General features: G+C 60.2%; 21 protein-coding genes. 7 read left to right on the forward strand and 14 right to left on the reverse strand.

Annotated features, from left to right (window positions below):
* Positions 1–68: 68 nt before the first annotated feature.
* Positions 69–605 carry a GNAT family N-acetyltransferase gene (locus MEB48_RS12385; RefSeq protein WP_237884522.1) on the reverse strand — a complete coding sequence of 179 codons (537 nt, stop codon included), beginning with the start codon at positions 603–605 and terminating at the stop codon, positions 69–71.
* 196 nt (positions 606–801) lie between these two features.
* Positions 802–2,751 carry a DNA topoisomerase III gene (locus MEB48_RS12390; RefSeq protein WP_237884523.1) on the reverse strand — a complete coding sequence of 650 codons (1,950 nt, stop codon included), beginning with the start codon at positions 2,749–2,751 and terminating at the stop codon, positions 802–804.
* Positions 2,752–3,012: 261 nt separating this feature from the next.
* Between MEB48_RS12390 and MEB48_RS12395 the strand changes: the two genes are divergently transcribed.
* The gene (locus tag MEB48_RS12395; RefSeq protein ID WP_237884524.1) at positions 3,013–3,375 is read left to right on the forward strand and encodes a DUF427 domain-containing protein; all 363 of its coding nucleotides are present in this window, start codon (positions 3,013–3,015) and stop codon (positions 3,373–3,375) included.
* A gap of 166 nt (positions 3,376–3,541) precedes the next feature.
* Here MEB48_RS12395 and MEB48_RS12400 read toward each other — a convergent pair whose 3' ends face one another.
* Entirely contained in the window at positions 3,542–5,164 is a 1,623-nt protein-coding gene (locus MEB48_RS12400) for an MFS transporter (protein WP_237884525.1), read from the reverse strand.
* Positions 5,165–5,279: 115 nt separating this feature from the next.
* Complete coding sequence (locus MEB48_RS12405; RefSeq protein WP_237884526.1) at positions 5,280–6,944, reverse strand: GMC family oxidoreductase; 1,665 nt, start codon at positions 6,942–6,944, stop codon at positions 5,280–5,282.
* 135 nt (positions 6,945–7,079) lie between these two features.
* Between MEB48_RS12405 and MEB48_RS12410 the strand changes: the two genes are divergently transcribed.
* The gene (locus tag MEB48_RS12410; RefSeq protein ID WP_237884527.1) at positions 7,080–7,979 is read left to right on the forward strand and encodes a LysR family transcriptional regulator; all 900 of its coding nucleotides are present in this window, start codon (positions 7,080–7,082) and stop codon (positions 7,977–7,979) included.
* A 447-nt stretch (positions 7,980–8,426) separates the two neighbouring features.
* Entirely contained in the window at positions 8,427–8,783 is a 357-nt protein-coding gene (locus MEB48_RS12415; RefSeq protein WP_237884528.1) for a DUF6124 family protein, read from the forward strand.
* 133 nt (positions 8,784–8,916) lie between these two features.
* Here the strand turns inward: MEB48_RS12415 and MEB48_RS12420 are convergent, their stop codons facing one another.
* The 7 genes from MEB48_RS12420 to MEB48_RS12450 are packed head-to-tail and all read right to left on the reverse strand — an operon-like array spanning position 8,917 to position 15,262.
* The gene (locus MEB48_RS12420) at positions 8,917–10,335 is read right to left on the reverse strand and encodes a sensor histidine kinase (protein ID WP_237884529.1); all 1,419 of its coding nucleotides are present in this window, start codon (positions 10,333–10,335) and stop codon (positions 8,917–8,919) included.
* The gene (locus MEB48_RS12425; RefSeq protein WP_237884530.1) at positions 10,332–10,994 is read right to left on the reverse strand and encodes a response regulator; all 663 of its coding nucleotides are present in this window, start codon (positions 10,992–10,994) and stop codon (positions 10,332–10,334) included. Before MEB48_RS12425 ends, MEB48_RS12420 begins: the two co-directional genes overlap by 4 nt.
* A gap of 11 nt (positions 10,995–11,005) precedes the next feature.
* The gene (locus MEB48_RS12430; RefSeq protein ID WP_237884531.1) at positions 11,006–11,650 is read right to left on the reverse strand and encodes a tetratricopeptide repeat protein; all 645 of its coding nucleotides are present in this window, start codon (positions 11,648–11,650) and stop codon (positions 11,006–11,008) included.
* A complete protein-coding gene (locus tag MEB48_RS12435) occupies positions 11,647–12,456 on the reverse strand; it encodes an SDR family oxidoreductase (RefSeq protein ID WP_237884532.1) in 810 nt (269 codons plus the stop codon). Before MEB48_RS12435 ends, MEB48_RS12430 begins: the two co-directional genes overlap by 4 nt.
* The gene (locus MEB48_RS12440) at positions 12,443–13,117 is read right to left on the reverse strand and encodes a TenA family transcriptional regulator (protein WP_237884533.1); all 675 of its coding nucleotides are present in this window, start codon (positions 13,115–13,117) and stop codon (positions 12,443–12,445) included. Before MEB48_RS12440 ends, MEB48_RS12435 begins: the two co-directional genes overlap by 14 nt.
* Positions 13,114–14,595: an AMP-binding protein gene (locus tag MEB48_RS12445; RefSeq protein ID WP_237884534.1), complete on the reverse strand. Its 1,482-nt coding sequence runs from the start codon at positions 14,593–14,595 to the stop codon at positions 13,114–13,116. The genes MEB48_RS12440 and MEB48_RS12445 overlap by 4 nt, the downstream gene beginning before the upstream one ends.
* Positions 14,585–15,262: a thermostable hemolysin gene (locus MEB48_RS12450; RefSeq protein WP_237884603.1), complete on the reverse strand. Its 678-nt coding sequence runs from the start codon at positions 15,260–15,262 to the stop codon at positions 14,585–14,587. The genes MEB48_RS12445 and MEB48_RS12450 overlap by 11 nt, the downstream gene beginning before the upstream one ends.
* A gap of 186 nt (positions 15,263–15,448) precedes the next feature.
* On the opposite strand from MEB48_RS12450, the gene MEB48_RS12455 reads away from it, so the two are divergent.
* Positions 15,449–16,021 carry a cytochrome b gene (locus MEB48_RS12455; RefSeq protein ID WP_237884535.1) on the forward strand — a complete coding sequence of 191 codons (573 nt, stop codon included), beginning with the start codon at positions 15,449–15,451 and terminating at the stop codon, positions 16,019–16,021.
* Here MEB48_RS12455 and MEB48_RS12460 read toward each other — a convergent pair.
* The 3 genes from MEB48_RS12460 to MEB48_RS12470 form a co-directional block, all read right to left on the reverse strand.
* The gene (locus MEB48_RS12460; RefSeq protein WP_237884536.1) at positions 16,002–17,108 is read right to left on the reverse strand and encodes a DNA alkylation repair protein; all 1,107 of its coding nucleotides are present in this window, start codon (positions 17,106–17,108) and stop codon (positions 16,002–16,004) included. The two genes, MEB48_RS12455 and MEB48_RS12460, sit on opposite strands and share 20 nt — an antisense overlap.
* Positions 17,109–17,242: 134 nt before the next feature.
* On the reverse strand, positions 17,243–19,051 hold the full coding sequence (locus MEB48_RS12465; RefSeq protein ID WP_237884537.1) for a monovalent cation:proton antiporter-2 (CPA2) family protein: 1,809 nt from the start codon (positions 19,049–19,051) through the stop codon (positions 17,243–17,245).
* A gap of 117 nt (positions 19,052–19,168) precedes the next feature.
* Positions 19,169–20,059 (reverse strand): LysR family transcriptional regulator, encoded by an 891-nt coding sequence (locus tag MEB48_RS12470; protein WP_237884538.1) that lies wholly within the window; start codon positions 20,057–20,059, stop codon positions 19,169–19,171.
* Positions 20,060–20,218: 159 nt separating this feature from the next.
* On the opposite strand from MEB48_RS12470, the gene MEB48_RS12475 reads away from it, so the two are divergent.
* The 3 genes from MEB48_RS12475 to MEB48_RS12485 all read left to right on the forward strand — a co-directional run bounded on the left by MEB48_RS12475 (position 20,219) and on the right by MEB48_RS12485 (position 24,054).
* Positions 20,219–21,301 carry a 4-oxalomesaconate tautomerase gene (locus MEB48_RS12475; RefSeq protein ID WP_237884539.1) on the forward strand — a complete coding sequence of 361 codons (1,083 nt, stop codon included), beginning with the start codon at positions 20,219–20,221 and terminating at the stop codon, positions 21,299–21,301.
* Between the two features lie 99 nt (positions 21,302–21,400).
* Positions 21,401–22,705, forward strand: a complete 1,305-nt coding sequence (locus MEB48_RS12480; RefSeq protein ID WP_237884540.1) for a CitMHS family transporter — start codon at positions 21,401–21,403, stop codon at positions 22,703–22,705.
* 95 nt (positions 22,706–22,800) lie between these two features.
* Complete coding sequence (locus MEB48_RS12485; protein WP_237884541.1) at positions 22,801–24,054, forward strand: OprD family porin; 1,254 nt, start codon at positions 22,801–22,803, stop codon at positions 24,052–24,054.
* The last annotated feature ends 85 nt before the right edge of the window (positions 24,055–24,139 follow it).

Consider the following 24,139-nt stretch of genomic DNA (forward strand, 5'->3'; position numbering starts at 1 on the left):
CCCGCGAAGAACGATAACGCGGTCCAGCAGTTTGTCCGCGTGATGGCCTTCGCGGGCAAGCCTCGCTCCTACGGGACTGTAGGGGCTGCCGAAGGCTGCGATCTTTTAAAGCGGTAAACGGTGCATGGATAACCGTCGATCGGCAGGTGATGCAGGGTGAATTCACCGCCCGTGAGATTGGGCATCACTTTGGCCCAAAACAGCCGCGCAGGCTGGTTGGCATCGATGTGGAAAATCTGCCATTGACCGGGGAACCGGTTCAAGAGGGCAGAGACGACCAACTTCGCGACGCCTTGGCCACGAAAGCGTCGACTGACAAAAAAGTAGCCAATGTTGTGCTCGGCGCCGAGGATATGGGTTTCGTTATCCACGGTCACGAAACCTGCCAATTCCCCGTCAACCCTGATCAGAAACGGCCTGGTTGCGGGATTGCGCCAGTAATCCAGTTTGGGCTGGATATTGAAGAGGCCCTGTTCACCAAGTTTCAGCGGTAGCCATTCGCTGAAGTCATACATGTAGAACTGCATCAGGTTTTCTATGGTTTCCAGTTCGTCGCGCTGAGCGGCGTGCAGTTCGATGGAGGGCTGGCTTCTGATTGTCGTCATGGTCGATACCTTTTCAGAAAGCAGGGCTGCTGCCTGGCGCGGACCCTGTGGGAGCGGGCTTGCTCGCGAAAGCGGTGTGTCAGTTAACATTGATGTCGCCTGACACACCGCTTTCGCGAGCAAGCCCGCTCCCACAAGGATTGCGTGTTGCCGGGCTTGAAGAACATTAGACCATTCAGGTTCGCTCGAACTGTCCTCAAACCTTGCCCGCCGGTTTCGCCACGCGTTTGGTGCCGGTCGAGGGCTTGCGTTTGGCCGGTTTCCGTTTGTTTTTCCACGGTGTGGCGCCACGTCCGGCCGGGCTTGCCGGCCCGCTGATGGTCAGGTTGAGGCCGGCGCAACGTGCCACCTGCTTGCTCATCCACGCGGCCTGTTTGGTGACGAACTCTTCCAGGCTCATTTCACCGCTCTGCACCATGTCCAGGGCCTGCTCCCAGATCGCCGTGGTTCCGGGATCGGCAATGGCGCGCGGCACGGCGTCGATCAGGCTGAAAGCCGCCGGCGTCGCGGCCAGGGCCTTGCCGTTCTTGATCAGATAACCGCGGTCCAGCAGGCCCTGGATGATCGAGGCTCGCGTCGCTTCGGTGCCGATGCCGGTGGTGTCCTTGAGTTTTTGCTTGAGCAGCGGATCTTCCACCAGTTTGGCGACGTTCTTCATCGCCTTGATCAGATCGCCTTCGGTGAACGGCTTGGGCGGCTGGGTCCAGAGGTCCTTGAGCTTAACATCGGCCACCGCGCAGTCACGCCCTTCGGCCAATATCGGTAGTGTTTGCGGTGCCGGTGCTTCGCGTCCCTTCGCCGGAGCGAGAGCTTCAGGCAGGGCGCGTTTCCAGCCAGGTTCGACGATCTGCTTGCCCACGGCGCGCAAGGCTTCGCCGGCACAGTCGAAGTCGGCCTGGGTCCGGTCGTATTCATGGTTAGGCAGGAACTGGGCCAGGTAACGCGCACGAATCAGGGTGTAGACCGCCCGTTGTTTGCCTGCCAGTCGGTCGATGTTTTTCGCCGCCGCCGTGGGGATGATGCCGTGGTGAGCGCTGACCTTGGCATCATTCCAGGCCCGTGAGCGGCGCTGGGGCTCCAGGTGATCGTGCAAGGCGTTCAGGGCCGGATCGGCTTGCCGAAGCGCCGCCAGAATACTTGGGGCTTCGCTGTGCTGACTCAGCGGCAGGTAGCCGCAGTCGCTGCGTGGGTAGGTGATGACTTTATGGGTTTCGTACAGCGCTTGGGCGATATCGAGGGTTTCCTGAGCACCGAGCCCGAGCTTTTTCGAGCAGACTTCCTGCAACGTGCCCAAGTCGAACGGCAAAGGCGCGACTTCGCGCATGCGCTCGGTGCGCAGTTTGATCACCTGGGCGCTCGCCGCACCGCCAATGGCCGCAGCCGCTTTCTGAGCCAGCGCCTGATTCAGGCAGCGATCCTGATCGTCGCAAACGTCGGAGGCCGCACGCCATTGGGCGGTGAACGCGGTGCCGTCGTGCAGCAGTTGCACATCGATCGCCCAATAAGCCACCGGGACGAAATCGGCAATGCTGCGGTCGCGATCCACCACCAGGCGCAAGGTCGGCGTCTGCACCCGGCCGACCGGCAACACCCCCTGATAGCCGGACTGACGCCCCAGCAGGGTGAACAGCCGACTCATGTTCATCCCGATCAACCAATCGGCCCGGGAGCGCCCCAATGCCGAATGATAAAGGCTGAACGTCTCAGCTCCGGGCTTGAGCGCCGCCAGTGCCTTGCGGATCGACGCATCGTCCAGTGCCGACAGCCACAATCGCCGGATCGGCCCGCGATAACGACAATGCTCCACCAGTTCCCGGGCGATCATCTCGCCCTCACGGTCGGCGTCGGTGGCAATCACCAGTTCACTGGCCTCGCCGAGCAAGCGTTTGACCGCCTTGTACTGGCTGGCCGTGCGCGGTTTGACAGTCATCTTCCATTTTTCGGGAATGATCGGCAGATCCGCCAGCACCCAACGCTTGTAACGCGCGTCATAGGCATCCGGCGGTGCGGTTTCCAGCAGATGGCCGATGCACCAGGTCACCGTGACGTCCGTTCCCAGCCAGCAGCCATCGCCCCGGCGCTTGGCGCCGAGCACGGCCGCGATGTCTTTGGCCTGGGAAGGTTTTTCACAGAGGTACAGCCGCATAACCACCATCGTCGATCAGTGTTCGAGGGGTGCACAGAATGGCGGTTGATGAGCGATGGAGCAATCTTTATCTGTATGGATGTACAGCTTAAGCTGTTGCGGTTGATGACAGCGGTCAGTCCACCACAAACAATTTGGCCAGGTTTGGCATGTGTAACTGAAGCAAGCTCCGTTCGGCTGCGAAGTGCTCGGGATGCCGAAAGATGGGGTATACCTGATGGGGCACGGATACAACGTAACAGCAATGGAGGAACCTACCCCATGAAAGCCCCGGCTCCCGGTAATCCCATCGCCATCACCCCTCAACCCGGCTGCGTGGTGGTGAAGTTCCATGGCATTCAAGTGGCGTCGTCCACTCGGACGCTGGTCATGCATGAGGCCAATTATCCTCCGGTGTACTACATCCCGCGGGAGGACATCGCCGAACAATATTTCGCCCGCACCGACCACACCAGCTATTGCCCGTACAAGGGCGATGCCAGCTATTTCAGCCTGCAAATCCCCGGGCATGAAGGTGCCAATGCGGTATGGAGTTATGAGCATCCGAAGGTGTCAGTCGCACAGATTCGCGGGCATGTGGCGTTTTATCCTGAAGAAGTGACGTTTGAGGTGCTTGATACCTGAGGTGCAGAACCATCGAGGTGAGGGGACTGTTGCCCGAACGCAATCCCATGTGGGAGCGGGCTTGCTCGCGAAGGCGGTGTGCCAGGCAACATCAATGTCAACTGACACTCCCTCTTCGCGAGCAAGCCCGCTCCCACAGGTAAACCTCTGCTAGAGGTTCATGCCGTCAGTTCTTGTCCAGATCCACATTCTTCGTCTCACGCAAACACATCATCCCCACCACCAGGCTCACCCCGGTAATCACCACCGGATACCACAGCCCGTAGAAAATATCCCCGGTGTACACCACCAGGGCAAACGATACCGTCGGCAGGAAACCACCAAACCAGCCATTGCCGATGTGGTAGGGCAGGGACATCGAGGTGTAGCGGATGCGCGTCGGGAACAATTCGACCATCAGCGCCGCCAGCGGGCCGTAGCACATGGCGGAGATGATGATCAGCGCGACGATCAGCACCACGATCATCGGTTTGTTGATCTGCTGGGTATCGGCTTGTGACGGATACCCGGCCAGGGTCACTGCGCCGCGCAGGGCCGCTTCATCGTAGCCATCGATTCTCACCTCGCCGATGCTGACCTGCACAGCGCTGCCGGCCGGGGCCGCTTCGCTGTTGTAGGGCAGGCCCTGTTTGACCAGAAAGGTTTTGACCTTGTCGCACGGGCTATCAAATTTAGCCTTGCCCACCGGATCGAACTGGAAGGTGCAGGTGGCCGGGTCGGCCAGCACGGTGATCGGTGCCTGGCGACTGGCCAGGTCGATGGCCGGATTGGCGTAGTGGGCCAGGGTCTTGAAGATCGGGAAGTACAGCGCGGTGGCCAGCAACAGGCCAATCATCAGCACCGGTTTGCGCCCGACCTTGTCCGACAGCCAGCCAAAAAAGATGAAGAACGGTGCGCCGATGATCACGCTGACGATCAGCAGGCTGTTGGCCAGGGCCGGGTCCATTTTCAGGAATTGGGTGAGGAAGAACAGCACATAGAACTGCGCCGCGTAGAAGGTCACCGCTTGCCCGGCGTTGATGCTGAACAGTGCGATCAGCACCACTTTCAGGTTGTCCCATTTGCCGAAGGAATCGCGCAGCGGCGACTTGCAGAGTTTGCCTTCTTCTTTCATTTTCACGAACGCAGGCGACTCATGCAGGCTCAAGCGAATCCAGGTCGAGATGCCCAGCAGCACGATCGAAAACAGAAACGGAATGCGCCAGCCCCAGACTTCGAACTGGTCGCCGGTGAAGTAGCGACAGCCGAGCACCACCAGCAGCGACAGCAGCAAGCCGAGGGTGGCGGTGGACTGAATCCAGCTGGTATGGAAACCGCGTTTGCCCATCGGCGCGTGTTCCGCGACGTAAGTGGCAGCGCCGCCATACTCACCGCCCAGCGCCAGACCCTGGAGCATGCGCAGCACCACAAGGATGATCGGCGCGGCGATGCCGATGCTCGCGTAAGTCGGCAGCAAGCCGACGCAGAAGGTCGCCACGCCCATGAGGACGATGGTCGCGAGGAACGTGTATTTACGCCCGATCATGTCCCCCAAGCGTCCGAACACCAGCGCACCGAATGGCCGCACGATGAAGCCGGCGGCGAAGGCCATCAGTGCGAAGATGAACGCCGTGGTGTCGTTGACCCCGGCGAAGAACTGTTTGCTGATGACCGCCGCGAGGGCGCCGTAGAGGAAAAAGTCGTACCACTCGAACACCGTCCCGAGGGACGAAGCGAAGATGACTTTCTGGGTTTCCTGACTGGTGCCGACGCTGCGGACAGCTTCCAGGGGCTGAACATGTTCTGACATATCGGTATCCCTCACAGTGATTGTTTTTGTTGTTCCACTGGTGTTGCGTAGTCCTTGCAGCGGCGATCCCTTGTGGGAGCGGGCTTGCTCGCGAAAGCGGTGGGTCAGTCGACCTCTATGTTGAATGTAATGCCGCCTTCGCGAGCAAGCCCGCTCCCACAGGGGAGAGGTCTATAGGCGAAGGGTTGAGGATCAATTGCGCGGCTTTCTCGGCGATCATCAGCGTCGGCGAGCAGGTGTTGCCCGAGGTGATGCGCGGCATGATCGCAGCATCGGCGATGCGCAGGCCGGGAATGCCGTGGACGCGCAACTCGGCGTCGACCACCGCGTCCGCATCATTGCCCATCCGGCAGGTGCCCACTGGGTGGAAAATCGTCGTGCCGATCCGCGCGGCGGCTTCATGCAATTGCTCTTCACTCTGCAAGCTGTCGCCGGGCAGGTACTCGACCGGTTTGAACGCTTGCAAGGCGGGCGCGGAGACGATGCGGCGGGTCAGGCGGATGGCATCGGCTGCCACTCGCAAGTCTTCTGGATGACTCAGGTAATTGGGTTGAATCAGCGGCGCTTCCCGCGGGTCGGCGGAGCGAATGTCTATCCGGCCACGGCTTTGCGGGCGCAGATCGCAGACCGACGCAGTGAAGGCGGGGAAGGCGTGCAGCGGCTCGCCGAAACGCTCCAGCGACAACGGTTGCACGTGATATTCGAGGTTCGCCGAGGTCTGCTCCGGCCCCGAACGGGCGAAGGCGCCGAGTTGGCTCGGCGCCATGGACAGCGGGCCGCTGCGGTCATACAGATAACGCAGTCCCATGCCCATCTTGCCCCACAGCGTGCCGGCGATCTGATTCAGGGTGCGGGCGTTTTCCAGTTTGTAGATCAGCCGCAGTTGCAGATGATCCTGCAGATTGCCACCCACGCCGGGCAGTTCATGGGCAACGCCGATGCCCAGTTTTTGCAGGAGTGGGCGAGGGCCGATACCGGAACGTTGGAGGATGCCCGGTGAACCGACGGAACCGGCACACAGGACGATTTCCTTACGCGCCTTGAAGATTTTCGCCTGGCCTTGCCAGCCTGCGCTGACTGCTGAGGCACGGCCGTTTTCCAGCAGCACTCGGTCCACTTCGACGTCGGTCAGCACCGTCAGATTGGCGCGCTGGCGGATCGGTTTGAGAAACGCCTTGGCCGCGTTCCAGCGGATTCCGGCTTTCTGATTGACCTGGAAATAGCCGCAGCCTTCGTTGTCACCCTGATTGAAGTCATCAATGCTCGCGATGCCGGTTTGCTCGGCCGCCGCGCGGAAGGCATCGAGAATTGGCCACGACAGCCGCTGACGCTCGATCCGCCATTCGCCGGCAGCGCCATGAAATTGCGAGTCGCCGGCAAAATGGTTTTCGCTGTGTTTGAACAGTGGCAGCACGTCTTGCCAGCTCCAGCCGGCATTGCCCTCGGCCGCCCAACCGTCGTAATCGCCAGCCTGGCCGCGCATGTAGATCATGCCGTTGATCGAGGAACAGCCGCCGAGCACCTTGCCGCGCGGGTAGCTCAGGGTGCGGCCTTGCAGGCCCGGTTGGGTTTCGGTCTTGAAGCACCAGTCGGTGCGCGGGTTGCCGATGCAGAACAGGTAACCGACGGGGATGTGAATCCACGGGTAGTTATCGCGGCCACCGGCTTCGAGCAGCAGTACTCGATGTTGCGGGTTGGCTGATAATCGATTGGCCAGCAAACAACCGGCCGGCCCGGCACCGACCACGATGTAGTCGTATTCATCAAGGGAAGTCTGCATCCCTGACCTCGTATTGTTGTTCTTGTTGTCGGTCATCCTAGTTGTTAGCTTTCGTTAAAAGAATGTTAGTTTTTACGCAGCTGCTGTGCGTTTTTAAACAGCGTCATTCATACGGCATAACGACAAGGAGGGTTCATGTTCGACTGGAATGACCTGCGGTTTTTTCTCGAATTGCAGCGCAGCGGCCGCTTGCTCACCGCCGCTCGCCGTTTGAACACCACCCACGCCACTGTGGCCCGGCACATCGAAGCCATCGAAAAAAGCCTCGGCACCGCGCTGTTCGTCCAGCATGCCCAAGGCTACGAATTGACCCCGGCCGGCGAAGCGCTGCTCAAACACGCCGAAGCCATGGAAAACGTCGCGCTGCTGGCTCAGGAGGAAATCACCCAGTCATCCGCGCCGCTGGGCAAGATCCGCGTCGGGGTGACGGAAGGGCTGGGCATCATGTTCCTCGCCAGCCGCATGAACGGGTTATTCGATCGCTATCCAGGACTGGAAGTGGAACTGGTCGCAGTGCCGCGTTTCGTCAGCATCCTCAACCGTGAAGCGGAGATCAGCATTCATCTGGAACGCCCGGCCGCCGACATGCTGGTCACCCGCAAACTCACCGATTACCGACTGGCGCTCTACGCCAGTCAGGCCTATCTGGACCGCTCGCCACCCCTGCGCAGTCGCGAAGACCTCGGTCGGCATGCATGGATCGGCTACGTCGACGACTTGCTGTTCAGCCAGGAACTAATGTTCCTCAACAGCTTCTGCCGCAACCCTCAAGTGGTCTTTCACAGCACCAGCGTCATCGCCCAGCAACAGGCGGCGCGCTCGGGCCTGGGAATCGCCGTGCTGCCGTGCTACATGGCTAGCGCCGATCCGGACTTGGTGCCGTTGCTGCCGGATGAAAGCATCCAGCGCAGTTATTGGATCAGTACGCGGCGCGAGCTGCATAAATCGGTGCGGCTGCGGGTGTTGTGGGATTACGTGGTGGAGTTGTGTGAGCGCGAGCAGGATCTGCTGCAAGGCTCCATTCCCTTCTTGTAGGAGCGAGGCTTGCCCGCGAAGGCGTCAGGCCTGACACACCGCGTTATCGTTCTTCGCGGGCAAGCCTCGCTCCTACGGAGCCCATTTAAACAAGAAAAATCGTGATCGTTTAAATGAAGCTTGTCGTTACCATCCAAAGGCTACGGCGCCTTGCGCCAACGCGTACACGTAAGACAGAATCCGCCGGCTTGTGCGTCTTGGGGCTCGTCGGTAACTTGATTTCCGTCACTGCTCATCAGTGATCGGGTCTGCAAGCCCGCCGGAATACCAGTCGCATAGCCCCTGCCACAGGACGCTCGTTTATGTCCGCGAAATGGCGGCTTTGTGCGGGAGATCTTCGGATCTGCCGGGTTCCTGGTTTCCCGGTCTTGCAGACCCGCACATAGCTGCCACCCATCATCTGCAAGTGATGCGGGTAGCTCCTAATGAACAATCAGGAGTTTCACCATGATCAAACCTACGCCCAATCCGCCGGACACCGATCCGATATCCCCGTACGAACCCGATTCAAAAAAACTCAACGAGGCCGCCGAACGCGCCCTCGACTTCCACTTTCCATCGAATGCCGATATCAAAGCCACCGCGCGTAAACCCAGCAAGCTGTTTGCCGTGGACCCCGAGGCGACTACCGAAACCCTGGCGGTTTTTTTGGTCGAGACGCTGGCCTCGATCGATGTGATGGTCCATCAGTTGGTGGATCATCTAGAGGGTGAGTCGCGCTACGCACTGCTCGGTATTTCAAACAGCATCATGGTGGCGGAGATCACTGCGAACCGGGTGCTGGATCACATTAATACGCCTTAGAAGTGTGAGCTCTATTCCCTTTGTAGGAGCGAGGCTTGCCCGCGAAGGCGTCAGGCCTGACACACCGCGTTATCGTTCTTCGCGGGCAAGCCTCGCTCCTACAGGGATTGTGTCGGCGTACAGATGAAGTCATTCAGCCATTGGGCGGCAGCTCGCGGGTGGTCCGTTGCACAGTGCTGTGATTCTGACCATCGGGAATCGACAAGGTCGCCCGCAGCCCGCCTTCGGGTGGGTTGACCAGTGTAATCCGTCCACCCAGCCGCGTCGCAATGGTGCTGACGATGGTCAGCCCCAACCCCGCGCCTCCGGTATTTCCACGGCTGTAAAAACGTTCGAACAACCGCGCGCGATCTGCTTCGTCGATGCCCGGCCCCTGGTCCTGGACGCTCAAGTTGTAGAACCCGTCGTCCCGGCTCAATTGCACGGTGATGACGCCATGCTCCGGCGAAAAATTCGCGGCGTTGGTGACCAGATTGTTCAGGGCGATGTCGATGTCGGCGGCGTCGGCGAGGACTTCAAAAGGCTGGTCATCGACGTCGAAGGCCAGTTCCAGATTTCTGCTCAATAACCAGCGCGTGAGTTGGGCCAGAGTGGCGCGCACGGTTTCGCTCAGGTCGATGCTGTGCAGCACCGGTGCCACGGATTTTGGTTCGAGGCGGGCCATGGTCAGCAACTGATTGACCAGACGGCTGGTCCGGTCGACCCCGGCAATCAGAAACGCCAGGGACTCACGACGTTCCTGTTCCGTGCCGGCTTCCTGCAGGTTTTGCGCATGCACCCGCAGCACGGCCAGCGGCGTACGCAGTTCGTGGGCAGCGTCGGCGATGAAGCGCCGCTCGCGGCCAAGCACTTCTTGAATTTGCGCCAGCATGCGGTTGAGCGCTGCTTGCATCGGTTCCAGTTCGCTGGGCAACGGGGTCAGTTGCAACGGCTCCAGAGAACCGCTGTGCCGTGCCCGCAACGTTTCCGCCATATTGGCCAAGGGTTTGAGCCCCCAGCCAATCGCCAGCCAGACCATGGCCGCCAGTATCAGGCTGCCCAGCACATTGGGCCACAGGGTATGTCGCACGATCCGGTCTACCAGGTCCGTACGCACGTCGTCCCGTTCACCGACCCAGATGCGCAGGTCATTCTGTTTGTCTTCGAGCATGAACACCCGCCAATGGCGGTTGTGCAGATCCACCACATCGCTGAAACCGGATTTTGTCGGTGGCACCGTGAAGGAGGGCGCACTGGCGGTGTGCACCAGCACCTCGTCCTTGCGATTCCATACCTGAAAGGCAATTTTGCTTTCATAGGGATGACCATCGACTCTCGGCACCGCTTCACTCAAGGCCTTGTTGAACGCTTGATACAGTTCGGCGTGTTCATTGCTGGCCAGCGGCATGCGCATCACACCCTGCAGCAGCCGGGCGTTCTGGGCCAGTTGGGCGTCGTAGACTTCGGCAATTTCGTGATTACTGTCATGCAGATTGAGCACGCTGATGATCGCCAGGCCAGTCAGCAACAGGCCAATGATCAGCGTCAGGGTGCGACGCCGGATCGAAGTCATCGACGCTCCTCCACCAGGTACCCGACACCGCGAATGGTGCGGATCAGGTCGGTGGAGAACTTCTTGCGCAGGTGATGGATATGCACTTCCAGAGTGTTGCTTTCGGCTTCTTCGTTCCAGCCGTAAAGCAGTTGCATCAGGTGGTCGCGAGTCATGACCCGGCCCGGCGGCGAGAGCAGTTCGTGGAGCAGTTGATATTCCTTGGGCGTCAGCGCCACCGGCTCGCCTTGATAGCTGACTTGCTGGGTGCCGGGGTTCAGGCTGATGCCGGCGTGTTCGATCAACACTTGGGCGCGCCCGGCGCTGCGTCGCAACAAGGCCCGCAGGCGAGCCTTGAGTTCATCCAGGTCGAAGGGTTTGATCAGGTAATCGTCGGCCCCGGCATCCAGCCCGGCGATGCGGTCTTCGGTGGCATCCCGGGCGGTGAGGATCAGTACCGGCAGGTTGGAGCCGCTTTCACGCAGGCGACGCAGCACTTGCAAACCGTCCATGCGCGGCAGACCGAGGTCGAGCACGGCCAGGTCAAACTTCTCGCTGAGCAGCGAATGCAAGGCACTGCTGCCGTCCTGCAGCCAATCGACGGTGTAACCCTCACGGCCCAAGGCCTGATGAATGCCCTCGCCAAGGGCCACGTCATCCTCGATCAGTAATAAACGCACGCGGACTCCTGTCAGTTGAGTTTCTTGTTCACGTCCACCAGTAACGCCTGGATCTCTTTGCGTCGCCCGACGTCGGCGCTTTCCCGGCCAGGGCGGGGCGCTGCTAGCAGGGCTTTTTGCAGTGCTTCCCTGGCTTCACCATAGCGCTTTTGACGGTAAAGGTGATCGCCCCAGAAATACAGACTGTCGATGCCGGCCGGATTCAGCTGCAAGGCCTGCGTTAACAGTTGTTCGGCCTTGTCGGCATCGCCGAAACCGAGGGGCCAGCCGGGCACGCGATCATACAGCGCCGCGAGGCTGGTGTAGGCGGAGCCTTGCAGGGCCTTGGGGTCAATGGTCAGAGCTTTTTCCAGATCGACTTTGGCGGCCTTGACCTTGCTCAGGGCACCGAGGCCACCTTGGGCTCCGGCCCAGCTGCTGGTGACAATACCGGACCAGATCCACGCTTCGGCAAGGGATTGGCGTTCCCGGGTGAACGTCGAGGCCTGGGTCGCGAGTTTTTCAAAGGCGGCGGTGCGCTGTTCGGCAGGCAATTCGTATTGAATGTGCGCCCAGCTTTGCTGAATGCCATTGAGGCGCTGCTGATCGGCGGCGTCCAGCGCCCAGGCACTTTGGCTCAACACCCCGAACAGCAGGCAAGTGACGATTTTTTTCATGGTTTGAGACTCTCGTTATCGGGCTTCTGACTCAGGCGACGGATCAGCGGCAACTGCTTGCGCAAGCCACGGTCCACCAGATGCGGCAACAGACTGTTCAGGCGAACGAAAAAACGTTCCGGCCAGCCCAGGTACAAATCGCGCCGGTCACCGGCAATGGCGTGGATGACCGCCGAGGCGACGGTTTGCGGATCGTCCACATTGGCTTTGAGCGCATCGTTCAGCGCCTGGGCCGCCGGGCTGTTCATGCTGGTGTGGGTCGCCCGGGGAGCAACGTAAAGCACGCTGATCCGGGTGTCGGCCAGCTCCCGGCGCAGGGCTTCGGAGAAACCGCGCAGGGCAAACTTGGTGGCGCAATAGCTGGCATAACCGGGGTAGCCGATGGAGCCGTAGGTCGAGCCGACGTTCACCACCATGGCGCTTTCGGCTTGCTTGAGCAGCGGCAGCAAAAGCCTGGTCAGGCAGATCGGCGCGCTGATGTTCACCGCCAGCATCGCATTGATCTCGCTGTCATCGAGCTGTTCGAGCATGGCGAAGTGATTGACCCCCGCGGCGTTGACCAGCAGGTTGATGCCACCGATGGCTTCGGCCGCGGCCAGCACTTTGTGTCGGTCGCCGGGGACAGTCAGGTCAGCGCCGACCCAACACAGGTGCAGCGGGTAGCGTTCGAGCAAGGGTTCCAGCGCCTCCCGGTGCCGGGACACGGCCAACACCCGCGCGCCACTGGCACACAGGGCGCTGGCGATAGCCAGGCCGATACCGCCGCTGGCTCCGGTCAAAACCACACGGGCTTCATGCAGCTGCATGCAGATTCTCCCCATCGCGGGGCAGGCCGCGGAACATGTCGGTATAGAGCTTGTAAACGACCTTCGAGGCATGAATCACCGCGGCTTGATCCGCCGGGTCTTCGAGTGTGTTCATCAGCTGGCGGTAGGTCTGCATGTGTTCGATATCCAGCGAGCCGTGGGAACTCAGGTAGCTGAAGGCGGTTTCCGGCAGCGCCAAACGCTCGCGGATGCTGCCGGCCGCGTGGGTGGCCAGGGCAATGCTGGTGCCTTCGAGCACGTTGACCATGCCGAACAGGCCGACCGGGTTGTCCCGTGCAATCAGGTCATAGAGGAAGCTGACCATCAACTCGATCGGCAGCGAGGGACGACCGTCACGCACCGCCTCTCTGTCGCCGCCACAGGCCGCGATGTCGTCGAGCACCCATTGTTCGTGGCCGTATTCCTCGTCGATGTATTCGCACACCGCTTGACGCAGCCATTCCAGCCGCTGCGGCAGACGTGCGCCGCACGCCATCATCAACGGCACGGTATGGCGCACGTGGTAGTAGGCCTGGACGAGAAAAGCGCGGTAGCTGTCCAGGCTGACCTTGCCCTCAAGGGCATCGCGGATGATCGGCAGGTTGAACAACTCGTGGCGTTCCTGCTGGGTGGCTTCTTGCAGGGTGTCGAAAAAACTCATGATGCGGATTCCTCGGAAGAAACGAAGTCAGTGAGCTGCGCCCGGTAACGTTCGACGATGGCGTCGCGGCGCGGTCGGCCGTTGGCAGTCAGCAAGCCGTTGGCGGCGGTGAACGGTTGATCGAGACGGGTCCAGTGATGAACCTGGGCGTAATCGGGCAAAGCCTCGTTGGCCTGGGCCACGGCGGCAGCGAGCTCTTCATCGGTGCAGTCAGGCCGATGGGGCCAGAGCAGGGCGTGGTTGGTTGGCATCGCTTCGCCGTAGACGAACGCCTGAGCGATATGACGACGCTGAGTGAGCTCGGCCTCGACCCATTCCGGATTGACGTTGCGGCCGAAACTGGTGACGAACTGATGCTTCTTGCGCCCGTTGAGGTAGAGAAAACCTTCCGGGTCGAACTCGCCGAGATCGCCGGTCGGCCACCAATCATCGCGGAACGGGGCTTGCCCCAGATAGCCGAGCAGGGGCGAGCCCTTGACCAGTACTTCGCCGTCATCGGCGAGGCGAATTTCAACATGGGGCAGAGGCCGGCCAACGCTACCCGGGCGGTGCGCGCCCGGGCGATTGAGGCATACCACCGACGAGCATTCCGACAACCCGTAACCCTCGTAAACCGGAATGCCGATGCGCTGAGCGCGATGCAATAACTCTTCGGAAACCCGTGCGCCACCGACCGCAGCAAAGCGCAACGACTGAGGGTTGAACGCTTTTTGCTCGGCGGCGTCGACCAGCATCAGCAGCAACTGCGGCACCAGGATCAGACTTTCCGGTTTTCGGGTGGCCAGACAACCCAGCAGCCGCGGCACATCGACAGCGCTGGCACCCTGAATGCCCAGGGTTTTCTGGCTCGGTACGCTCAAGGTCGCGCCGGCATACAGCGCGGCATAACAGCCGAGGTTTTCCAGCAGAATCGCTAGGGGCAGCAGCGTCAGGTGATGCCGTGGATCGGTGGGTTTGCTTGCCTGATCCAGTCCACGGGCCACCCGCAAAAGGCTCTCGGCGCTCAGGCACACGCCTTTGGGTGTGCCGGTGGTGCCTGAGGTGAAGGTCAGTTTGGCGGTGCCTTCGGGTATCCGGTTCGGGCCGCTGAAGGTGCGACGCCAGAATTCGCCGGTCTTCTCGTAGCCGGCCGCCTGCCGTTCGGCTTCCAGCTCCGGTTCGGCAATCAGCAGTTCGGCCTGGCTCTGTTCCAGGCAATGACTGCGTTGTGTCGGGCTGAAGAAGGGCGGCAGCGTCAGACAGGTCAGGCCTTCGAACAGTACGGCCAGGTCCCAGAGCATCGCCTCGGTGCCGTTGTCCAGGGCCAGCGCGACCACTTTGACGTGCTCATCGCGCAGACGCTGTTGGCGATACATGACCTCGGCGTACAGCGTGGCGTAGTCCAGTTTCAACTGATCGCCCCACAACGCGATGACGTTGGTCTTGCGCTCGGCATGACTGCGCAGGGTCTGCTTGAACCGCTCCATTTCAGGCGACATGGCTGGACTCCTCAAGGGAGATCGGCAACCCCAGGCGATTGAACAGACCGATATTACGCAAATGGATGAAACCGGCGCGGATGTTGCCGACATGCACCCATGGCTGACTCTCGTAATAACTGCCCCAGAGGTGACGGTCGTCGCCCAGCCGCGCAGGGTCGGCGGCGCAGAGCGTCACCGGCTTCAAGCCCAGGCGATGAAAACTGTTCACCAGTCCGATGTTGCCGGTGAACGCCACCCATTCCAGCCCGCCCATGGCCAACAGGTAGGTGATGGCGATGATGCTCAGGCGCGCGCTGCCGGTATCGCTGGCGGCGAGGTTCCCGACCTCGACAATACCGGCCCGGTCCACGGGTTGGCCGGCGGTGTCGCTGATCAGCGGATCAATCGCCTCGTCCAGATAACGCTCCAGAAACAAGGGTTCGGCACTGGCCAGTCGTACGCCAGCCACCGCACTCAGCGCGCCTGACGCATCGCTCATGCCGAACAGCTGCGGCATGAAATGACGGATATCGGCGCCGTGGGCCTTTCGAAAACGCTGCTGGATAAAGGCTTCGAAAACCGGACGCGGGGGATCGTCCGGCAAGGCTCTGGCCAGACTCATCTGCGGGGTTTCGGCTTGACCGAAGTGCAGGGGCAGAGGGATGTTCCAGTCGAAATCGGGCATGGGCAAGAACGCCTCCCTGAGTAAGTTCGGGAGGAGTATCAAAGGCAATTCTTAACGGAGTCTGAAGGTGACCTTCAGATTGTCTTAAGACTGCACGGGCAAGGTGGCGCCGGTCGGTTCGACGAAACCGGATCCAGGCTGTACGAAATGAGTCGGCAGCCGCCACTGATCTTCACGAGGCTCTGTATGACCCGAGATTCAGCAGTACACAGGTATGGAAAACTCTCGATCACCTTGCATTGGCTGATGCTGGCGCTGTTCATCGGCGTTTATGGCTGCATCGAGATCAAAGGATTGCTGCCCCGTGGGCATGCCTTGAGGGGCCTGTTTCTAGGGCTGCACGGCGTATTCGGGTTGAGCATTTTTGCGCTGGTCTGGGTTCGCTTGCTCGGGCGCCTCACGCCCCGACCACCGATTACTCCGGCCCCGCCCACCTGGCAGACTGGTGTCTCGCACCTCATGCACCTGGCGCTGTATGGGCTGATGATCGCTACGCCGTTATTGGCTTGGCTGATGCTGGCCGCCGGGGGCAAGCCGATGCCGTATTTCGGCTTTTTCTTGCCGGCGCCGGTTGCGGTGGATCCCGATCTGGCCAAGCAACTCAAGCATTGGCATGAATGGCTCGGCAGCACCGGCTATTGGTTGATTGGTTTGCATGCAGCGGCGGGGTTGTTCCATCACTACTGGGTCCGCGACAACACGCTCACGCGCATGCTGCCGGGGGGCTCTGGTGTGGGTGTCAATGAGCGTCAGCGATAATCCGGAATTGGGTGCTGGCCAAGCGTTCGCCATTTACCAGAATGTGCACCACGTGCTGGCCGGCATAGTGCCTGCGGGTGGTCAGTTCCTTGATGTGCTGACTGCGGCTGATGGCTTCGCTGGCATTGTCGGACAGTGTGAGGGCTTTAAGTTTGAACACCTTTGCCGAGGTGCTGCCGTTGGCTTTGACATAATCGATAGCGTAATCGATCACCAATCGCTGACTGTCCGGGACCGTGGACTTCACTCTGAAAGACAGGGTGATTTTCTCACCCAGGCGAATCACCGCCGGTTCGACCTTCACGTCAATGATTTCAACCTCGGGCTTGCCGCCCGCACCAATGATTGCCAGCGCCCGCTTGTTACCTTGTTTGATCAAACTGCGCAGGGCGTGTCTGGCGATCCACGCCGTATGCTTGTTGTCCAGCGGCCAACCCTCGATCAACGCCAGCACCCACTCGGGATGATCCTTGGTGATGTCGTTGAGGTGGTTGGCCACGGATTTGCGCACGTAGAGGCTATCGTCGGCCTTGAGGTTGTCGAGGATAGCAGCCGCCAGTGTCGGGTCGGCCTGGACCTGTTCCAGGCGGAACGACCATGGCAGGCGCGGTCGGCTGCCTTCGCTGGCGAGGCGTCGGACGTGTTCATTTTCATCCTGCGACCAGTCGTGCATCAGCGCCAACGAGCGTTCGATATCGCTGCGCAGAAAGTGCCGAATCGCGAACTCCGATGAGCCGAAGGCCGTGAAATATTTGAGCGCATCCATCGACAGGTCGAACCTGTGAGCGCCGTAGGTCGCGACGTAATGCGGCAAAAACATGCTGACGAAGGCGCTGTTCAGGCGCGGGGCGAGGGCGCGCAAGACGTCGAGGGATTCTTCATAACCGAGTGGCAATACCGCATGCAGGCATTCGCTGACGCGGGCCATGCGTTGCATGACTGACAACTCCGCCAGATCGGTTTTAGCCAGTGTCAGAAAGGCCTTGGCATCGAAACCTGGATAGACCGCCGTTATCTCGGTGGCGATGTGCGCGAGGCGTTCGGCGTTGAAGATTTCTTTCAGAGCGGGAGAGGTCTGGTCTGCCATCGTGGGTTCCTTGCCAGTGATCGTTCCCACGCTCTGCGTGGGAATGCATCCCGTGACGCTCTGCGTCACATTTCAGGGGCGGACGCAGAGCGTCCATGACGGCATTCCCACGCAGAGCGTGGGAACGATCCGGTTCAAACCTTACCCGCTTCCTCTTCCAACTGATCCGACTCAAACAATTTTGCCAATTCCGCCCGCGATTCCTGAGCGGTCTGCATCACTTTGGCCGCATCGTCATACACCGCATGCTGGGCTTCCAGCACTTGTTCATCGTGATGGGTAAAACGCTTGATCCGCGCATCCGCCTGGGCCTGCGTCAGCCCTAGTCCAACCAGCGTTTGCCGGGTCATTTCCAGGCTGGAGTAATAGGTTTCCCGCACCGCCTGAGCCCCGACATCCACCAGCCGGTGCACATGCTGACGGTTACGGGCGCGAGCGATGATTTTTATGTGCGGATAGAGCTTGTGCACCACCTCGGCCGTCTTGATGTTGGTCTCCGGATCATCGGTGGCAATCACGAAAAACTCCGCTTGCTCGACCTTGGCCGCGCTGAGGATTTCCGGGCGCATCGGGTCGCCATAAAATACCGGCACGCCGCCGAAGCTACGCGACAGTTCGATGGTTTCCACCGACGTGTCGAGGGCGACAAACTTGATGTTCTGCGCCCGCAGAATCCGCGCCACGATTTGCCCCATTCGGCCCATGCCGGCGATCACTACGCGCGGCGTGTCAGTGTCGATTTCGCGGAACTTCTGCGGCACCTCCACCGGTTGAACCTTGGGTTTGACCAGTCGTGCGCAGACCAGCAGCAACAGCGGTGTCAGCGCCATCGACAGGGTGATGGTCAGCACCAGCAAGTCGTACAAGCGCGGCTCGAACAAGCCCTGATCCCGGCCGATCTTGAACACCACAAAGGCGAATTCACCACCGGCCGCCAGCACAATCCCCAAGCGAATCGCATTGACCTTGCCCAAGCCCCCGGCCAGTCGACCGACCACAAACAGCAGCGGCAGCTTGATCGCGATCAACAGCACGGTCAGCCCCAGCACCGCAATTGGCGCGCTGAGCAGCAAACTCAAATTGGCGCCCATGCCGACGCTGATGAAAAACAGCCCCAGCAGCAGCCCCTTGAACGGCTCGATCTGCGCTTCCAGTTCGTGACGGTATTCGGAATCCGCCAGCAGCAAACCGGCGAGGAATGCGCCGAGTGCCATGGACACGCCGACCAGGTCCATCAGCCACGCCGTGCCGATCACCACCAGCAACGCGGTGGCCGTGGACACCTCCGGCAGACCGGTCTTGGCCACCACGCGAAACACCGGGCGCAACAGATAACGCCCGCCGATCACTACCACTGCGATACTGCCGAGCACCCGCAAGCCATGGTTCAAATCTTCGGCGGCGCTGGTGGTGTGATCGCCGCCGGCCAGCAGCGGCACCATTGCGATCAATGGGATTGCGGCGATGTCCTGAAACAGCAAAATCGCGAACGCCAGCCGCCCATGGGGGCTGGTCAGTTCCTTGCGCTCGGCCAGGCTTTGCAAACCAAATGCAGTGGACGACAACGCCAGGCCCAGACCCAACACGATGGCACTGTTCAGGGATTGGCCGAACACGAACAACGCCAGCACACCAATCACCGAGCCGGTCAGCAGCACCTGCGCCAGGCCCACGCCGAACACCGATTTGCGCATCACCCACAAGCGTCGCGGCGACAACTCAAGGCCAATGATGAACAGCAGCAACACCACCCCGAGTTCGGAGATGTGGCTGACGCTTTGCGGATTACCGATCAAGCCCAGCACTGACGGCCCGATGATCACCCCGGCAAACAGATAGCCGAGCACCGCCCCCAGCTGCAGGCGCTTGGCCAAGGGCACGGTGAGCACCGCCGCGAATAAAAAGACGACAGCGGCTTGCAACAGGTTGCCTTCGTGGGGCATGGCGAAACTCCAGGGTGTGGCAGGCGAGAGCGGCGCTCGCCCGACTTTCAGCGGGACGTCAGGATAAAGGCTGGCGTCCTTTCAGTCAGCAAGGAGGTTGCTGATCGAGCTCACGGCTCAGTGGGGCCATTGTTCGAGCAGGATCGAAACGAATTTCTCCGCCGCCGGCGATAACGATGCGCCCCGACGGTACACCAGGCCGAGTGTCCGGTTCACCACAGGATCGGTGAGCGGAATGCTCACCAGCGTCGGATGATCCGCCGTCGGCATCGCGAGGCTCGGCATGGCGGAAACTCCCAGACCGGCTTCGACCATGCCCAGCGAGGTGGACAAATGCTGTACCTCATAAAACCACTGCGGACGCCAGCTCAGGCCTGACAAGGCGTGATCCAGGATCATGCGGTTGCCGCTCAGGCGCCCGACCCCGATCAACCGGTAGTCGCTCAATTCTGACCAGGTCACAGACGTCCGCCCGGCCAGTTCATGGTCACGGCGGCAGGCCAGGACAAAGGGCTCGTTGACCAGTGAAACGAATTCAATGTCCGGGTGCTGGCCGCTCATCATGTTGATGCCGAAGTCGGCTTCCCCTCGCAGCACCGCTTCGAGCCCTTCATTGGCGCTGAGGTCGAGCAAACGGATGCGGATTTTCGGGTAGCGTTCGTTATAAAGACGAATCACCGACGGCAGGAAGTAAAACGCAGCGGTTGGAATGCAGGCCAGGGTCACCTGACCGATTTGCCGCTCAGCCAACTCACGGATATTCAGGATCGAGTCGTCGAAGTCATCCAGCAATCGGCGAGCCTTGGGCAGGAAATCACGGCCGACACTGGTCAGGCTGACCTTGCGCGTGGTTCGGTCGAGCAAGGTCGTCCCCAAACCCTCCTCAAGTTTTTTTATCCGCCGGCTCAAGGCCGGTTGTGACAGATGCAGTGCGTCGGCAGCCTCGTGAAAACTCCCCAGTTCGGCGATTTTCACGAAAGATCGGATGTCCTGAAGTTCATATTCCATGTTCTGTCTCGTCGGAGGAGGGCGCTGAGTTACGGTAAAACTTTCTTTTGTGAAACGCAATAATTGCTCCGATCTTTGCATTGGAAACACAATTACTTCCCTGTCACTCTTGTTTCCAAGACATCAATTACCTCGATTGATCAACAAGAGTTAGTAGTCATGCAACGAATTCCTTGTGTGCTGATGCGCGGTGGTACCTCAAAGGGTCCGGTATTTCTCGCTTGGGATCTGCCGGTTTCGATTCAAGAACGTGATGAGCTGTTGCTCTCGGTGATGGGCTCCGGTCACGAACTGGAGATCGACGGCATCGGCGGTGGCAGCCCGCAAACCAGCAAGGTCGCCATCGTCAGCCCTTCGTTGCATCCCGATGCCGATGTTGATTACCTGTTCGTCCAGGTCATGGTGTCTCAGCGTCGGGTGGACACCGCCCCCAATTGCGGCAACATGCTCTGCGCGGTCGGGCCGTTTGCCATCGAGCAGGGTCTGGTCAAGGCAACCGGTGAGCTGACCCGCGTGCGGATTCGCAATCTCAACACCGGCACCTTCGTCACCTCTGATGTGCAGACGCCAGACGGCAAGGTCAGCTATGAAGGCGACACAGCCATCGATGGCGTGCCTGGCAGCGCGGCACCGGTTCAGCTGACATTCCTCGATGCCGCTGGCAGCAAGACCGGCAAGCTGTTTCCAACGGGCAACACCGAAGACCGGTTCGACGACATTCCAGTGACCTGCATCGACATGGCCATGCCAATGATGATTCTCGAGGCGCGTCACCTGGGCAAACGCGGCGACGAAACGCCGGCCGAACTGGATGCCGACAAAGACTTTCTGCAGCGCCTCGAAGCCCTGCGGCTACAGGCCGGCATGGCCATGGGCCTGGGCGATGTCAGCGACAAGGTCATCCCCAAGCCGGTGCTGGTATCGAAGGCCAAGGCCGGCGGCACGATTCAGGTTCGCTACTTCATGCCGCACAACTGCCATCGTGCGCTGGCCATTACCGGTTCCATCGGTCTGGCCACGGCGTGTGTCAGCGAAGGCAGTGTGGTCGCGCAGATGCTCGGCAATACCGGCGGGCCGCGTCTGCAACAGGTGCGAATCGAGCATCCGAGCGGCGGCATCGATGTCGTCTTGTCCTACACCGGGAAGAACGGTGAGACAATTCGCGCCTCTGTTGTTCGTACCGCCCGAAGGCTGTTTTCCGGCTTTGTGTATGCCCCGGCTTCCCAACGGTTCGCCGGGTAGTCTTCCCACGTAGTCACCGCAGTTTTGCATCAGAACAAGCTCGGGGTCGTACGCCTGGCGCGTCGGCAACGTCTTCCATAACAACAAGAGAGTTGCCTTATGCTTGCCTTACTCGGCTTGGCCATGGTGGTTGTGTTCACGTTCCTGATCATGACCAAGCGTCTATCACCCATCGTTGCATTGACCATTGTTCCGATTGTCTTTGCGATCATCGGCGGCTTTGGCGGGACCACCGGCAAAATGATGCTCGACGGCCTGAAGATGGTCGCACCGTCCGCAGCATTGCTGCTGTTCGCGATTCTGTTTTTCGGTTTGATGATCGACTCAGGACTGTTCGATCCGCTGATCCGCAAGATTCTCAAACGGGTCAATGGCGACCCGATGAAAATTGCGGTCGGTACTGCGCTGCTATCGCTGACTGTCGCCCTGGACGGCGACGGCACCACCACTTACATGATCACCTGCGCGGCAATGCTGCCGTTGTACAAGCGCATTGGGATGAACCCGATGATTCTGGCGACCGTTTCCATGCTGTCGTTGAGCATCATGAGCGGCATGACCCCTTGGGGCGGCCCGGCGACCCGGGCGATTGCCGCATTGGGGCTGGATGCCGGGGCGTACTTTGTTCCGTTGTTGCCGACCATGATCGGCGGCGCGGCGTGGGTGGTATTCACCGCGTTCCTGCTGGGGCGCGCCGAGCGTAAACGCATTGGCAACGTCCAGCTGCAAAGCGGCGGGAGTGATTGCTATATCAAGGCGATTCTTGAGGACACGCCGCACAAACGCCCGAAACTGGCCTACGTCAACCTGTTGCTGGTGACGGCGGTGATGGTCGCGCTGGTGATGGGGCTCATGCACTCGGCAATCCTGTTTCTGATTGGCTTCGTGCTGGCACTGATGATCAACTACCCGCAACTGAACATTCAGAAAGAGCGCATCCTCGCGCACTCCGGCAACGCCATGACGGTAGTCTTGCTGGTGTTCGCGGCCGGTATTTTCGCCGGGATTTTCTCCGGAACCAAAATGGTCGACGCTCTGGCGCAAACCCTGGTCGACTGGATTCCACCGTCCTGGGGGCACCTGTTCCCGCTGGTGGTGGCGATCACCAGCATGCCGTTGACCTTCGTGCTGTCCAACGATGCCTATTACTTCGGCGTGGTGCCAATCCTCGCTAACGCGGCGGCGGCCTACGGGATCGATCCGGTAGAAATCGCCCGGGCGTCGATTCTTGGCCAGCCGGTGCACTTGATGAGCCCATTGGTGGCCTCGACCCTGTTGCTGGTGGGGATGGTCGATCGCGATCTGGGCGACTTTCAGCGCGCCACCTTCAAATGGGCGGTGCTCACTTCCCTGGTGGTCACAGCTTTAGCCCTGCTGACCGGGGCCTTGACGCTGTTCGCCTGATTCATCCCTGACTCACCACTTGACAGAACTCCACGCGCCCGATGAAGGACGCGCGGCCACGTGCATCCATAAAACAATAAAATGAGTAGTTCGACATGACCCACTTTCTGACTCGCGGGGCTCTTCTTCCTCTTCTGGCTGTGTTGCCAATGGCCACTGCCAGTGCGAGTGATTTCATCGACGACAGCAAGTTGAAGTTGCAACTGCGTAACGTCTATATCAACGAAAACTTTCGCGATGAGCATGGCTTGAGTGCGCGTTCGGCCAGAACCGCCAAAAGTGAGCGCACTGAGTGGGCCCAGGGCTTCCTGCTGGATTTTCAGTCGGGTTTCACCCCTGGTACAGTGGGTTTCGGGGTTGATGCACTGGGCTTGCTGGGGATCAAACTGGATTCCGGGCGTGGTCGCAGTGGCACCGGTCTGCTGCCGGTGCACGATGACGGCCGCGCCGCCGATGAGTTTGCCAGTGCCGGGGCGGCTGCCAAGGTCAAACTGGCCAAGACCACCCTCAAGTACGGCACTTTGCTGCCCAAAAATCCGGTACTGATCTACAACGATGCGCGCTTGCTGCCGCAAACCTACGAGGGGGGGCAAGTCACCAGTACCGACATCGAGAACCTGACCCTGACCGGCGGCCATCTGGACCGATTCAAACTGCGCGATTCCACCGACAGCGTGTCGATCGTTCCTGACGGTTATTCAGGTGACAAAGGTGGCGATTTCACCTACGCCGGCGGTGACTACAAACTCGGCAAGAAGACGCGGGTGAGTTACTTCTACGGTGAGCTGGAAGACTTCTATCGGCAGAATTTTGCCGGCATCCAGCACGATCTGCCGTTGGGTCCCGGGGTGTTGACCGGTGACTTGCGCTACTTCAACAGCAAGGACGCGGGCCGTGCCTACGCCTCGAAAATCGATAACGACATGCTCAGCGGCCAGTTGTCCTACGCGGTGGCGGGGCACACCTTGGGTGGCGGTTACCAACAACTCAGCGGTGACGCCGGGTTGCCATACATCAGTGGTGCGACGGTGTATTCGTTCAGCAACGTTGGGATCGGCAAGTTCATCGAGGAGGACGAGAAGACCTGGATGCTCAGTTACGCTTACGACTTTGCTTCGATGGGCGTGCCGGGGCTGACATTCATGACCCGTTATCTCAAAGGCAACGATGGCAAGTCCGACACCAACGTCAAAGAGTCCGAACGCGACATGGAATTGGCCTACGTGGTCCAGAGCGGCACGTTCAAGGGGCTTGGCGTGAAGCTGCGCAACTATGTCTACCGTTCGGACTTCGCGCGTGGACGTGACAGCAATCGTATCTATTTCACCTACGACATTGCCCTCTGGTAAGGGCGCCGAGCGAGGTCTATCTGAATAAGTTGCCAATCGCCTGCATTTCTGGGAAAACGGCGCCCATGAAGCCCTGTTCGGGCAA

This window comes from Pseudomonas sp. PGPR40 (assembly GCF_022014505.1).
Taxonomy (GTDB): Bacteria; Pseudomonadota; Gammaproteobacteria; order Pseudomonadales; family Pseudomonadaceae; genus Aquipseudomonas.